Origin of the sequence: Streptomyces sp. W1SF4 (assembly GCF_003950035.1) — a bacterium.
Taxonomy (GTDB): domain Bacteria; phylum Actinomycetota; class Actinomycetes; order Streptomycetales; family Streptomycetaceae; genus Streptomyces; species Streptomyces racemochromogenes.
Map to the genome: position 1 here is coordinate 5,667,891 of NZ_CP034350.1, position 12,356 is coordinate 5,680,246.

The following is a 12,356-nucleotide window of genomic DNA, read 5'->3' on the forward strand; positions in this document are numbered from 1 at the left end:
CCCGCGGGCATGGAACAGCTCCGGGACCGGCGCAGTGGGTCCCGGAGCTGGCTGAGGGGCGGCGGGCCGGTCAGACCCGTCGCAGCACGGCGACGACCTTGCCGAGGATCGTCGCCTCGTCGCCGGGGATCGGCTGGTAGGCGGCGTTGTGCGGGAGCAGCCACACGTGGCCGTCCTCCCGCTTGAAGCGCTTGACGGTGGCCTCGCCGTCCAGCATGGCGGCGACGATGTCGCCGTTCTCCGCGACGGGCTGGCGGCGGACGGTGACCCAGTCGCCGTCGCAGATCGCGGCCTCGATCATCGAGTCGCCGACGACCTTGAGGACGAACAGTTCACCGTCGCCGACGAGCTGGCGGGGGAGGGGGAACACGTCCTCGACGGATTCCTCGGCCAGGATCGGGCCGCCGGCCGCGATGCGGCCGACCAGGGGGACGTAGGAGGCGGCGGGCTTGCCGGTGGTGTCCGTGGGCTGCGAGCTGGGCTGGTCCGAGCCGCGCACCTCGTAGGCGCGGGGCCGGTGCGGGTCGCGACGCAGGAAGCCCTTGCGCTCCAGGGCCATCAGCTGGTGGGCCACGGAGGAGGTGCTGGAGAGGCCGACCGCCTGGCCGATCTCGCGCATCGACGGCGGGTAGCCGCGGCGCTGCACGGAGTCCCGGATGACCTCGATCACCCTCCGCTGCCGGTCCGTGAGTCCGGAGCTGTCGGCGCGGATGCCTGGAGGTCGCCCTGGCAGGGAGCGCGCGGGGCGTACGGCCTCCGCCTCCTGGTTCTGACTTGCGTCATTCATGGCATGCACCGGCTCGAGTCGGCTCTGGGAGCGGTTCTGGGCAGTGATGGTGGCACTGTCTGCGGTGGTGGTCACGTCGGCCCCTCTCGAAATGTTCTCCCTAGCTGGACAACGGTAGTAGCTTTCGAAAGGTTGCGCCAAACACACGTTCGAGTGAAAAATCGCGGATCCCCCACCTGGGTTAGATCGACGGGTGTATGGCGGCCGATTCGGGACCGCTATGGGTGATGGCCGGACGTCCGCGGGGCCCGTCGCAGCGCTCAAACGGAATGCGTTGTGCGCCGCCCGGCCGAACGTGGGTTCGGCTCCGCGTCCGCTCCTTACGGTACCCTTCCCGGTTGGATCGGCCGCGCCCGGGCGGGGCCCGGCGCTGGGCCCAGTGTGGCACCGGGAACCCCCGTATCCGGCCATCGGGCACCGCGACACGCGGAGTGGTGTAAATCCGGCCCAACCCAAGATCTAGTGGTTGGATGGGCGCGGCCACCCAGAAGTTGTGGTCCTCGGTCCGCCGAGGTCCGCGGGATCGCATATGCTTGTGGCTGCTTCACGAGCCCCCGGCGAAGACTCGCTCTCCGTCGTTGAGGGGCTCCGTGGGGTGATTCAGTCGTGCCAAGAGGAGGGTGAGGGAACATGCACTGCCCCTTCTGCAGGCACCCCGACAGCCGCGTCGTCGACAGCCGTACGACCGACGACGGAACGTCGATCCGCCGGCGCCGTCAGTGCCCCGACTGCTCCCGTCGCTTCACGACGGTGGAGACGGCCTCGCTGATGGTGATCAAGCGAAGCGGGGTCACCGAACCCTTCAGCCGTACCAAGGTCATCTCCGGCGTGCGCAAGGCGTGCCAGGGGCGGCCGGTCACCGAGGACGCCCTCGCCAAGCTCGGCCAGCGGGTCGAGGAGGCGGTGCGCGCCACCGGGAGCGCCGAGCTGACCACCCACGACGTGGGTCTGGCCATACTCGGCCCGTTGCAGGAACTCGACCTCGTCGCCTACCTGCGGTTCGCATCCGTCTACAAAGCGTTCGACACCCTTGAAGACTTCGAGACCGCCATCGCGGAACTGCGCGAGCCGCGGCCTCACCCCCATGAGTGCGAGCCCGGAGGGACCCCCGCGGTCGTCCCCGTGCCCGCCTCCGCCGCCGGCTGACCGCTCGGGGCCGCAGTGCAGCGCGGCCCTGCCCGGTCGGTGAGGCGAGATTCGTAGATACAAGACACACAGCACTGTGCCGCGGAATAGCGCTGGCACTTTAGGGCGTTTTTGCCCGCATATGGGAGGCAGGCGGCATGACAGAGACGGCGAGCAGCTCGGCACGTGGTTCCCGCGCCAAGGGGACCAAGGCCGCCAAGGGCGGCCTGCGGATCGAGCGCATCCACACCACCCCCGGCGTGCACCCCTACGACGAGGTGAACTGGGAGCTCCGTGACGTCGTCATGACCAACTGGCGCGACGGCTCGGTCAACTTCGAGCAGCGCGGCGTCGAGTTCCCCGACTTCTGGTCGGTGAACGCGGTCAACATCGTCACCAGCAAGTACTTCCGCGGCGCGGTCGGCACCCCGCAGCGCGAGACCGGCCTGAAGCAGCTCATCGACCGCATCGTGAAGACCTACACGAAGGCCGGCGAGGACTACGACTACTTCGCGTCCCCCGCCGACGCGGAGATCTTCGAGCACGAGCTGACCTACGCCCTCCTGCACCAGATCTTCAGCTTCAACTCCCCGGTGTGGTTCAACGTCGGCACGCCCCAGCCGCAGCAGGTCTCCGCCTGCTTCATCCTGTCCGTCGACGACTCCATGGAGTCGATCCTCGACTGGTACAAGGAAGAGGGCATGATCTTCAAGGGCGGCTCCGGCGCCGGCCTGAACCTCTCCCGCATCCGCTCCTCCAAGGAGCTCCTCTCCTCCGGCGGCAACGCCTCCGGCCCGGTCTCCTTCATGCGCGGCGCCGACGCCTCCGCGGGAACGATCAAGTCGGGCGGCGCGACCCGCCGAGCGGCCAAGATGGTCGTCCTGGACGTGGACCACCCGGACATCGAGGACTTCATCGCCACCAAGGTGAAGGAAGAGGAGAAGATCCGCGCCCTGCGCGACGCGGGCTTCGACATGGACCTGGGCGGCGACGACATCACGTCCGTCCAGTACCAGAACGCCAACAACTCCGTCCGCGTGAACGACGAGTTCATGACGGCCGTCGAGAACGGCACCCAGTTCGGCCTGCGGGCCCGCATGACCGGCGAGGTCATCGAGAAGGTCGACGCCAAGGCGCTCTTCCGCAAGCTCGCCGAGGCCGCGTGGGCCTGTGCCGACCCGGGCATCCAGTACGACGGTGTGATCAACAACTGGCACACCTGCCCCGAGTCCGGCCGCATCACCGCGTCCAACCCCTGCAGCGAGTACATGCACCTGGACAACACGTCCTGCAACCTCGCCTCGCTGAACCTGATGAAGTTCCTCAACGACGACGGCAAGGGCAACCAGTCCTTCGACGCCGAGCGCTTCGCCAAGGTCGTCGAGCTGGTCATCACCGCGATGGACATCTCCATCTGCTTCGCGGACTTCCCGACCCAGAAGATCGGCGAGAACACCCGCGCCTTCCGCCAGCTGGGCATCGGCTACGCCAACCTGGGCGCCCTGCTGATGGCGACCGGCCACGCCTACGACTCGGACGGCGGCCGCACCCTCGCCGCGTCGATCACCTCGCTGATGACCGGCACCGCGTACAGGCGCTCCGCCGAGCTGGCCGCCATCGTCGGCCCGTACGACGGCTACGCCCGCAACGCCGACTCGCACAAGCGCGTCATGAAGCAGCACGCCGACGCCAACGCCGTCGCGCCGCGCACCGACGACCTGGACAGCGCGATCTGGGCCGCGGCCACCGAGGCCTGGCAGGACGTCCTGCGCCTCGGCGAGAAGAACGGCTTCCGCAACGCCCAGGCCTCCGTCCTCGCGCCGACCGGCACCATCGGTCTCGCGATGTCCTGCGACACCACCGGTGTCGAGCCGGACCTGGCCCTGGTCAAGTTCAAGAAGCTCGTCGGCGGCGGCTCGATGCAGATCGTCAACGGCACCGTCCCGCAGGCCCTGCGCCGCATGGGCTACCTGGAAGAGCAGATCGAGGCGATCGTCTCCCACATCGCCGAGCACGGGAACGTCGTCGACGCCCCGGGCCTGAAGACCGAGCACTACGAGGTCTTCGACTGCGCGATGGGCGAGCGCTCCATCTCCCCGATGGGCCACGTCCGCATGATGGCCGCGATCCAGCCGTGGATCTCCGGCGCGATCTCGAAGACGGTCAACATGCCGGAGTCGGCGACCGTCGAGGAGATCGAGGAGATCTACTTCGAGGCGTGGAAGCTGGGCGTCAAGGCGCTCGCGATCTACCGCGACAACTGCAAGGTCGGCCAGCCCCTCTCCGCCAAGAAGAAGGAGGAGGAGAAGGCCGAGATCACCGAGAAGGCCGAGGAGACCATCCGCACGGCGGTCGAGAAGGTCATCGAGTACCGCCCGGTGCGCAAGCGCCTCCCCAAGGGCCGCCCGGGGATCACCACCTCCTTCACGGTCGGTGGCGCCGAGGGCTACATGACCGCGAACTCCTACCCGGACGACGGCCTGGGCGAGGTCTTCCTGAAGATGTCCAAGCAGGGTTCGACCCTCGCGGGCATGATGGACGCCTTCTCGATCGCCGTCTCCGTCGGTCTGCAGTACGGCGTCCCGCTGGAGACGTACGTCGCGAAGTTCACCAACATGCGCTTCGAGCCGGCCGGTATGACCGACGACCCGGACGTCCGCATGGCGCAGTCGATCGTCGACTACATCTTCCGTCGCGTGGCGCTGGACTTCCTGCCCTTCGAGACCCGCTCGGCGCTCGGCATCCACTCCGCCGAAGAGCGTCAGCGCCACCTCGACACCGGCTCCTACGAGCCGCTCGACGAGGAGGAGCTCGACACCGAGTCCCTCGCCCAGTCGGCGCCCGTCGCCGTGGCCAAGCCGGTGGCCAAGCCGGTGGCGATCGTCCCGGTCCCGGCCCCCAAGACGGCGCACAGCAACGCCGAGCTGGTCGAGATGCAGATGGGCGTCTCCGCCGACGCACCGCTCTGCTTCTCCTGCGGTACGAAGATGCAGCGCGCCGGCTCCTGCTACATCTGCGAGGGCTGCGGCTCCACCAGCGGCTGCAGCTGAGCCCGCGCGGGTAGCCGACGGCTGACCCGCCGCGCACGAACGAAGGGGACCGGCCCACGGCCGGTCCCCTTCGCCGTACCCCGCGCCGGGCAGCCCGTCACGGGGGGATCGCGCGCAGGGCCGGTCACGGCGATCATGGTGCGGGGCCCGGCGACGCCCGGGCGCGCGGAATTCACGGCGGGGGAGCGGGGAGCCATGTGGAGCGGTGAGGAACTGGACCTGGACGCGTACCTGGAGCGGATCGGCCTCGGTCCCGGGACGGGAGGGGCCGTACGGGAACTCCGGGCCGACCTGGAGACGTTGTACGCGGTGCACCGGGCCCACACCGCCGCCATCCCCTTCGAGAGCCTGGACGTCCTGCTCGGCCGCCCCGTCGAGCTGGAGCTCAAGGCCCTGCAGGACAAGCTCGTGCGCGCCCGCAGGGGCGGCTACTGCTACGAGCAGAACTCGCTGCTGGCCGCCGCCCTGGAGCGGATCGGCTTCGAGGTCTCGGGGCGCGGCGCCCGCAACCGCACCCGGGGCGACGCGCTGCTCGCGGTGACGCACGCCGTGCTCGTCGTCACCGTCGACGGCGAACCGTGGCTCTGCGACGCCGGGTTCGGCTACATGGGCCCGCGCGAGCCCGTCCCGCTCGCGCGCCCCGGCACCGCGGTCCGCCAGGGGCCGTGGGCGTACGCGGTACACGAGGAGGAGGAAGGGGTCCTCGTGCTCCGGGCCCGCCGCGGGGAGGGCTGGTGGGACCTGTACGCCTTCTCCCCGCAGCGGTACCACCCCGTGGACTACGTCGTGCTGAACCACTACAGCTCCACGCACCCCCGGTCCTCCTTCGCCGGGCAGACCATCGTCCAGCTCCCCGGGGACGCCGTGCGCAAGACGCTCGTGGGGCGCGAGCTGACGCGCCTGTTCCCCGACGGGCGGACGGAGCGGGAGCCGGTGGACCCCGGCCGGTTGCCCGCCCTCCTCGACCGGGAGTTCGGGCTTCGGCTGCCCGAGCGGGACGCGGCGGAACTGGTGCGGATCAACCGCTCCGGGGACTGACCCGGACCGCGCCCGGCCCGTACGATGGCGCGGTGCTGGTCAAGTGGATTCGCTGCACGGTGACGGACCGACGCGGGTTCGAGCGCGGGCAGCGCAAGTGGGCGGGGCTGCCCGGCGAACCGGGATTCCGGGGACAGGGCGGCGGCTGGAGCAGAGGCCGGCAGGGGGTCGCGCATGTCTTCGCGTTCTGGGAGAGCCGCTCCTTCTACGACTCCTTCATGGCCCGCTCGCACGACAGACTGGCCGCCTCGCAGAACGGCACCTACACCGATGCCCGGGTCACGCTCTTCGACCACCGCTTCGACGTGAAGACGGGCTTCGAGCCGCGCTTCAGCGACGCCGACGTGGTGCGGGTCGCCCACACCCGGGTGCGGGAAGGGCGCGTGGACCATTTCGCGCTGATGCAGGAGAAGGTGTGGAACCCCGCCATGGCGGGGTCGCCCGGCATGATCCGGGGTCTGTTCGGGGAGGCGCCCGGGCGGGAGTTCCTGGTGCTGTCCATGTGGCGGGCGGCGGCGGAGCACGGCAAGTACCGGCAGGAGCGGGTCGAGCGGCTCTCGCTGCGCGCCCAGACCGAAGCCGATGTGGAGGCGCTCACCGGGGACGTCGTCGACCTCGAACCCACCTGGACGGTATGACCGTAGGACAAGCGCCGTCCCCGACCGGCGTGGCCGGGGTGTGGCCGCCCCGGCGGCCGAATAGGGTCGGGGGATGGTTCGACCACGGCGCATCGTCCTCGTCCGGCACGGGGAATCGGAGGGAAACGTCGATGACACGGTCTACGAGCGGGAGCCCGACCACGCCCTGCGGCTGACCCGCACCGGCCACGAGCAGGCCGCGGCCGCCGGGGAGCGGCTGCGGGAGCTCTTCGGCGAGGAGAGCATCAGCGCGTACGTCTCCCCCTACCGCAGGACCCTGCAGACCTTCCGCGAGCTGCGGCTGGACCCGTCGCGGGTCCGCATGCGCGAGGAGCCCCGGCTGCGCGAGCAGGACTGGGGGAACTGGCAGGACCGCGACGACGTGAAGCTCCAGAAGGCGTACCGGGACGCCTACGGGCACTTCTTCTACCGCTTCGCGCAGGGCGAGTCGGGCGCCGACGTCTACGACCGCGTCGGCTCCTTCCTGGAGAGCCTCTACCGCAGCTTCGAGGCCCCCGACCATCCCGAGAACGTCCTGCTGGTCACCCACGGGCTGACGATGCGGCTGTTCTGCATGCGCTGGTTCCACTGGTCGGTGGCCGAGTTCGAGGCCCTGTCCAACCCGGGCAACGGCGAATACCGTGTCCTGCTGCTCGGGCCCGACGGGCGCTACCGGATGGACCGCCCGTTTGAGCGGTGGACCACACCCGAGCCTTATGACCTGGACGGCTAAAGTGACGCGCGATGACCGCTGATTCCACTTCCGAAACGCGTTACGCACGCGCCCTGTCCAGCCTCCGCGGGCTGGCCCTGGGGGACGCCCTGGGCTCCCAGTACTTCGTTCCCGTCAACTACCCGCTGCTGAAGCGGCGCGAGCTGCCGTCCGGCAGCCGGCCGTGGCAGTGGACCGACGACACCGAGATGGCCTGCTCGGTGGTGGCCGTCCTCGCCACGCACGGCCGCGTCGACCAGGACGCGCTGGCGGCCTCCTTCGCCGACCACCACGACTTCGACCGCGGCTACGGGCCCGCCGTGAACCGGATGCTGCGCCTGGTCAGGGAGGGCGAGGACTGGCGGACGCTGGCCGCCGAGCTCTTCAACGGCCAGGGCTCCTGGGGCAACGGCGCCGCCATGCGGATCGCCCCGCTCGGTGCCTGGTACGCGGACGACCCCGAGCAGGCCACGCACCAGGCGGAGATCTCCGCCTACACCACCCACCAGCACCGCGAGGCGGTGTGCGGGGCGATGGCGGTCGCCGCCGCGGCCGCGCTGGCGGCGTCCCCGGCGGGGCCGCCGACCGCCGAGGCCCTGCTGGACGGGGTGATCGCGCTGGTGCCGCGCAGCGCCGTCGGGGCGGGCGTGCGCAGGGCGCGGGACATGCTGGACTACGACGACGCGACGACGGTCGCGGCGGTGCTGGGCTGCGGGCGGCGTACGAGCGCCCACGACACGGTGCCCTTCGCGCTGTGGTCGGCGGCCCGGGCGCTGGACGACTTCGAGCGGGCGTTCTGGACCACCGCCCAGGTGGGCGGTGACGTGGACACCACCTGTGCGATCGTCGGCGGGGTACTGGGCGGGCGCGGGGACGCGGCGCTGCCGCAGGCGTGGCTGGACCGGACCGAGGCGCTTCCGGCGTGGCTGCCCGGGCTGCCCGGCTGACGGGTACCGGCTGCTGAGGGGTCCCGGCCGGGTGGTGGCTGTGCCGGGTGGGCGGGTGCCGGGCGCGGGGGTGGTTCCGCGCCCGGGGCTCCTCGTACGTCTGTCTGTGCAGGGAGAGGGGCCCGACGGCGAGCTCAGGCCGCGGGGCCGGCTTCGGCGGCGGTTCCGCTGAGGGCTTCCAGGTCGCTCTTGCGCACCCGGATCACCAGCAGCGCGGTGACCAGTGCGAGCCCCGCCATGGCGACGGCGGCGATGAAGGCGGTGGAGATGCCCCGGGTGAGGACGAGGTCCCCCCAGGGGTCCGGCAGCTGCCCGGTCTGCTTGAAGGCGGCCAGCTGTGCCGGTTCGGCGCGGGCCATGAAGTCCGGGACCTGCTTGGCGGCCTCGTCGCGGCCTGCGGTGCCGAAGACGGTGACCAGGATCGACAGTCCGAGCGAACCGCCCACCTGCTGGCTGGCGTTCAGCAGGCCGGAGGCCGCTCCCGCCTCGCGCGGTGCCACGCCGGAGACGGCGGTGAGGGTGAGCGTGACGAAGTTGAGGCCCATGCCGAAGCCGAACAGCAGCATTGGGCCGAGCACGCCGGACAGGTAGGTGCTGTCGGTGCGGATGAAGGTCAGCCAGGCCAGGCCGATGCCGGTGAGCGCCGATCCGGTGACCATGAACGGCTTGGGGCCCAGGCGCGGCAGGAAGCGCTGCGACAGCCCGGCGCCGGCGATGATCGCCACCGTCACGGGCAGGAAGCCGACGCCGGACTGGATGGGCGAGAAGCCCAGCACGTTCTGGACGAACTGGACGATGAAGAAGAACATGCCGAACATGGCGGCGGCGAGACCGAGCATGATCAGGTAGGTGCCGGCGCGGTTGCGGTCGGCGAACATCCGCAGCGGGATGATCGGTTCGGCGGCGCGCGACTCGATGAGGACGAAGAGACCGAGCAGGACGACGGCGGTGGCGAAGGAGCCGATGGTCAGCGAGTCGCGCCAGCCGTCCTCGGACGCGCGGATGAACCCGTAGACGAGCGAGGTCATCCCGGCGGTGGAGGTGAGGGCGCCGGCGGCGTCGAAGCGGCCCGGGTGGCGTTCGGACTCGTTGATGTAGAGCGGGGCGAGGACGGCGATGAGCACGCCGATCGGCACGTTGACGAAGAGCACCCAGCGCCAGTCGAGCCACTCGGTGAGCATGCCGCCGGCCAGCAGGCCGACGGCGCCGCCGCCGGCGGACACGGCGGCGAAGACCCCGAAGGCGCGGTTGCGGTCGGGGCCTTCGGCGAAGGTCGTGGTGATCAGGGCGAGCGCGGTGGGCGAGGCGATGGCCCCGCCGACGCCCTGGAGGGCGCGGGCCGCCATCAGCTGCCAGGGCTCCTGGGCGAATCCGCCGAGCAGGGAGGCCAGGGTGAACAGCAGGATTCCGGCCATGAAGACGCGGCGTCGGCCCAGGATGTCGCCGGCCCGGCCGCCGAGCAGCAGCAGTCCGCCGAAGGCGAGGGTGTAGGCGCTGATCACCCAGGAGAGGTCGGTGGTGGAGAAGGAGAGCGCCGTCTGGATGTGCGGGAGCGCGATGTTCACGATGGTCGCGTCGAGGACGACCATGAGCTGGCAGGCGGCGATGACGGCGAGCGCCACCCCGGGACGTCCGGGCCGTCGGGCGGCCCCCGGTATCCGGGGCTTGTCGAGCTGAACGCTTGTCACTGTGGATCCCCCCGAAGTGAAATAGTGAACGCATTCGTTCACTGCGGGTCCACGGTAGGAGCCCGAATGTAGGGAACGCAAGCGTTCACTAAGGCGGAAAATGTGCGCGGGAATCGCGCGGGCCGGTCGGAGGTACGGGCATGGCGGGTTCGGGCTGGTCGGCGGGGGCGGCGCCGGTGCGCAGGCGGGGGCCGGCGCTCGAACGGGCGATCCTGGACTCCGCCCTGGAGCAGCTGAGCACCGTCGGCTGGAACGCCCTCACCATGGAGGCGGTGGCGGCCGGGGCGCGCACCGGCAAGGCGGCCGTCTACCGGCGCTGGCCCACCAAGACCGATCTGGTGGCGGAGGTGCTGCGCGCGGGGCTGCCCGCGCTGGGGGAGATCGCCGACCACGGGTCGGTGCGCGAGGACCTGTACGTGCTGTGCGTGCGGATGCGTGACGTCATGCGCTCCCAGGCCGGGGTGGCCCTGCGGGCGGTCCTTCACGAATGCGACCACGCTCATGCCGATCTGTTCCGCGAAGTGATCTGGAAGGGCCTGCACGAGCCGGCCCATGAGGTGATACGCGAGCTCCTCCAGCGCGGAATCGAGCGGCAGGACGTCCGGGCCGATGCCACGAGTCCCCTGCTCACCGATGTGATTCCGGCGATGCTCATGTACCGCGCGAAGGTATGCGGAAGCGAATGGCCGGACGTCGAGATCGCGGAGATGATCGACGGCGTGATGGTGCCGATGCTCCGGGCGTGAACCCCCGGGAAGCCCGGCCGGCGCCTCGCCGAGGCCCCCCGGCGGCGCTTGCCCCGGGCCGGGGTGTGCAGGCGGCCCGGGGCGGCGTAACCTTGCTGGCGCCATGCCGTACGAAGCACCCACCCACACCGTCGAGCGCTCCCTCCGTGCAACCACCGGCGCCAAGGTCATCGCCGGGGTCGACGAGGTCGGACGAGGGGCCTGGGCCGGTCCCGTCACCGTCTGCGCGGCGATCACCGGCCTGCGCCGGCCGCCCGAGGGGCTCACCGACTCCAAACTGCTCACCCCGAAGCGGCGCGACGCGCTGCTGGGGGTTCTGGAGGACTGGGTCACCGCGCACGCCCTGGGGCACGCCTCCCCGGAGGAGATCGACGAACTCGGGATGACGGCCGCCCTGCGGCTCGCGGCGGTGCGCGCGCTGGAGTCGCTCCCGGTGCGGCCCGACGCGGTGATACTCGACGGCAAGCACGACTACCTCGGCCCGGCCTGGCGGGTCCGCACCGTCATCAAGGGCGACCAGTCCTGCGTCGCCGTGGCCGCGGCCTCGGTGATCGCCAAGGTCCGGCGCGACCGGATGATGGCCGCACTCGGCGAACCGGGCGACGGCATCGAGGACTTCGCCTTCGCCGCGAACGCGGGCTACCCCTCGCCGGTCCACCGGGCCGCACTGGAAGTACGCGGGCCCACCGCGTACCACCGGCTCTCGTGGTCCTACCTCGACGCGCTGCCCCAGTGGCGGCACTTGAAGAAGGTGCGCCGCAGCGAGGAGGCCCAGGAGCTGGAAAACGGAGGCCAACTCGGCTTCGATTTCTGATCGCATCCACGTGCCACCGACCGGTACGTTTCGTACCGGTGTTTGATAGATATCAACTCATGCCTCTCACCCCCGCCATCGAGGAGCCTCAGATTCACGAGAGTGCCCAGGGTCCCCGCGTCACGCCGGCCGCGAGCCGCACCGCGCAGACCCCCCGCCCCGTACCTGGTCCGCGTCCCGTAGCCGTTCCGCGGCCCGGGCGCCCCGGTCCCACTCCCGCCGCGGCGAGCCCCGCGGGTGTAGCCCCCCGGCCCGCTCCGCCCGCGCCGCGCGCGGCCGAGTCCACTCCCGGACCCGTTCCCGTAGCCTCCGCCGCGCCGTCCGTCTCGGCGGCGGTCCCGCAGGTCCAGCTGATCCCGGCCTCTGCCGAGGGTGCGCTGGACGCGGCCGAGGAGGCCGTGGACCTGCTGCTCGACACCGGGCGCGCGCCCGGTGAGATCCTGGTGATCACCACCGGCGACCCGCACCCGTGGGCCGCTCACGAACTGTCCTTCGGCGAGGCCTCGTACTGGGCCCAGCACGACGCCGGGGACGACGTCTTCTACGCGGACGCGGCGCACGTGCAGCGCGCCTCCGGCCGCCCCGTCGTGGTCTTCGCCGCCAATGGCGGACCGGCCTCGGCGACCTCCACCGCCCTGCCGGTGGCGCTCACCCGCGCGGCTGCGCTGCTGATCGTGTGCGGCGACGTCAAGCAGATCAACTCCGTGCTGGGTGCGGGCGTCTGACGCCCCGTATCCCGCACGGGCGAGGGGCGGGGCGGCCCACGGGCCGGCCCCGCTGAAGTCCGGAGCCCGACCAGCCGTACCCCCTT

The 12,356-nt window shown here is 71.1% G+C and carries 11 protein-coding genes; 9 read left to right on the plus strand and 2 right to left on the minus strand.

Annotated features, from left to right (window positions below):
* Nucleotides 1-70 precede the first annotated feature (70 nt).
* On the minus strand, nt 71-862 hold the full coding sequence (gene lexA / locus D1J60_RS26620) for a transcriptional repressor LexA (RefSeq protein ID WP_125602045.1): 792 nt from the start codon (nt 860-862) through the stop codon (nt 71-73).
* 555 nt (nt 863-1,417) lie between these two features.
* Here lexA and nrdR point away from each other — a divergent pair.
* From nrdR to D1J60_RS26650, 6 genes are all read left to right on the plus strand, one after another.
* A complete protein-coding gene (gene nrdR / locus D1J60_RS26625; protein WP_125602048.1) occupies nt 1,418-1,933 on the plus strand; it encodes a transcriptional regulator NrdR in 516 nt (171 codons plus the stop codon).
* A 137-nt stretch (nt 1,934-2,070) separates the two neighbouring features.
* Nucleotides 2,071-4,962, plus strand: a complete 2,892-nt coding sequence (locus D1J60_RS26630; RefSeq protein WP_125822784.1) for a vitamin B12-dependent ribonucleotide reductase — start codon at nt 2,071-2,073, stop codon at nt 4,960-4,962.
* A 195-nt stretch (nt 4,963-5,157) separates the two neighbouring features.
* The gene (locus tag D1J60_RS26635; protein WP_125822785.1) at nt 5,158-6,000 is read left to right on the plus strand and encodes an arylamine N-acetyltransferase; all 843 of its coding nucleotides are present in this window, start codon (nt 5,158-5,160) and stop codon (nt 5,998-6,000) included.
* A 32-nt stretch (nt 6,001-6,032) separates the two neighbouring features.
* Complete coding sequence (locus tag D1J60_RS26640) at nt 6,033-6,638, plus strand: YdbC family protein (RefSeq protein ID WP_125602057.1); 606 nt, start codon at nt 6,033-6,035, stop codon at nt 6,636-6,638.
* A gap of 73 nt (nt 6,639-6,711) precedes the next feature.
* Entirely contained in the window at nt 6,712-7,371 is a 660-nt protein-coding gene (locus D1J60_RS26645; protein ID WP_125602061.1) for a histidine phosphatase family protein, read from the plus strand.
* An 11-nt stretch (nt 7,372-7,382) separates the two neighbouring features.
* A complete protein-coding gene (locus D1J60_RS26650; protein WP_125822786.1) occupies nt 7,383-8,297 on the plus strand; it encodes an ADP-ribosylglycohydrolase family protein in 915 nt (304 codons plus the stop codon).
* A gap of 134 nt (nt 8,298-8,431) precedes the next feature.
* On the opposite strand, the gene D1J60_RS26655 is transcribed toward D1J60_RS26650, so the two are convergent.
* Entirely contained in the window at nt 8,432-9,985 is a 1,554-nt protein-coding gene (locus D1J60_RS26655; RefSeq protein ID WP_125603346.1) for an MFS transporter, read from the minus strand.
* Nucleotides 9,986-10,125: 140 nt separating this feature from the next.
* On the opposite strand from D1J60_RS26655, the gene D1J60_RS26660 reads away from it, so the two are divergent.
* From D1J60_RS26660 to D1J60_RS26670, 3 genes are all read left to right on the plus strand, one after another.
* Nucleotides 10,126-10,731: a TetR/AcrR family transcriptional regulator gene (locus D1J60_RS26660; protein ID WP_125822787.1), complete on the plus strand. Its 606-nt coding sequence runs from the start codon at nt 10,126-10,128 to the stop codon at nt 10,729-10,731.
* A gap of 103 nt (nt 10,732-10,834) precedes the next feature.
* A complete protein-coding gene (locus D1J60_RS26665; protein WP_125603348.1) occupies nt 10,835-11,545 on the plus strand; it encodes a ribonuclease HII in 711 nt (236 codons plus the stop codon).
* Nucleotides 11,546-11,604: 59 nt separating this feature from the next.
* Nucleotides 11,605-12,270, plus strand: a complete 666-nt coding sequence (locus tag D1J60_RS26670; protein ID WP_125603349.1) for a hypothetical protein — start codon at nt 11,605-11,607, stop codon at nt 12,268-12,270.
* Nucleotides 12,271-12,356 lie beyond the last annotated feature (86 nt).

Bases quoted from the DNA above. Each gene is read 5' to 3' on its own strand.
- nrdR (WP_125602048.1), top strand. From the start codon at position 1,418: ATGCACTGCCCCTTCTGCAGGCACCCCGACAGCCGCGTCGTCGACAGC.
- D1J60_RS26630 (WP_125822784.1), top strand. From the start codon at position 2,071: ATGACAGAGACGGCGAGCAGCTCGGCACGTGGTTCCCGCGCCAAGGGG.
- D1J60_RS26635 (WP_125822785.1), top strand. From the start codon at position 5,158: ATGTGGAGCGGTGAGGAACTGGACCTGGACGCGTACCTGGAGCGGATC.
- D1J60_RS26645 (WP_125602061.1), top strand. From the start codon at position 6,712: ATGGTTCGACCACGGCGCATCGTCCTCGTCCGGCACGGGGAATCGGAG.
- D1J60_RS26650 (WP_125822786.1), top strand. From the start codon at position 7,383: ATGACCGCTGATTCCACTTCCGAAACGCGTTACGCACGCGCCCTGTCC.
- D1J60_RS26660 (WP_125822787.1), top strand. From the start codon at position 10,126: ATGGCGGGTTCGGGCTGGTCGGCGGGGGCGGCGCCGGTGCGCAGGCGG.
- D1J60_RS26665 (WP_125603348.1), top strand. From the start codon at position 10,835: ATGCCGTACGAAGCACCCACCCACACCGTCGAGCGCTCCCTCCGTGCA.
- D1J60_RS26670 (WP_125603349.1), top strand. From the start codon at position 11,605: ATGCCTCTCACCCCCGCCATCGAGGAGCCTCAGATTCACGAGAGTGCC.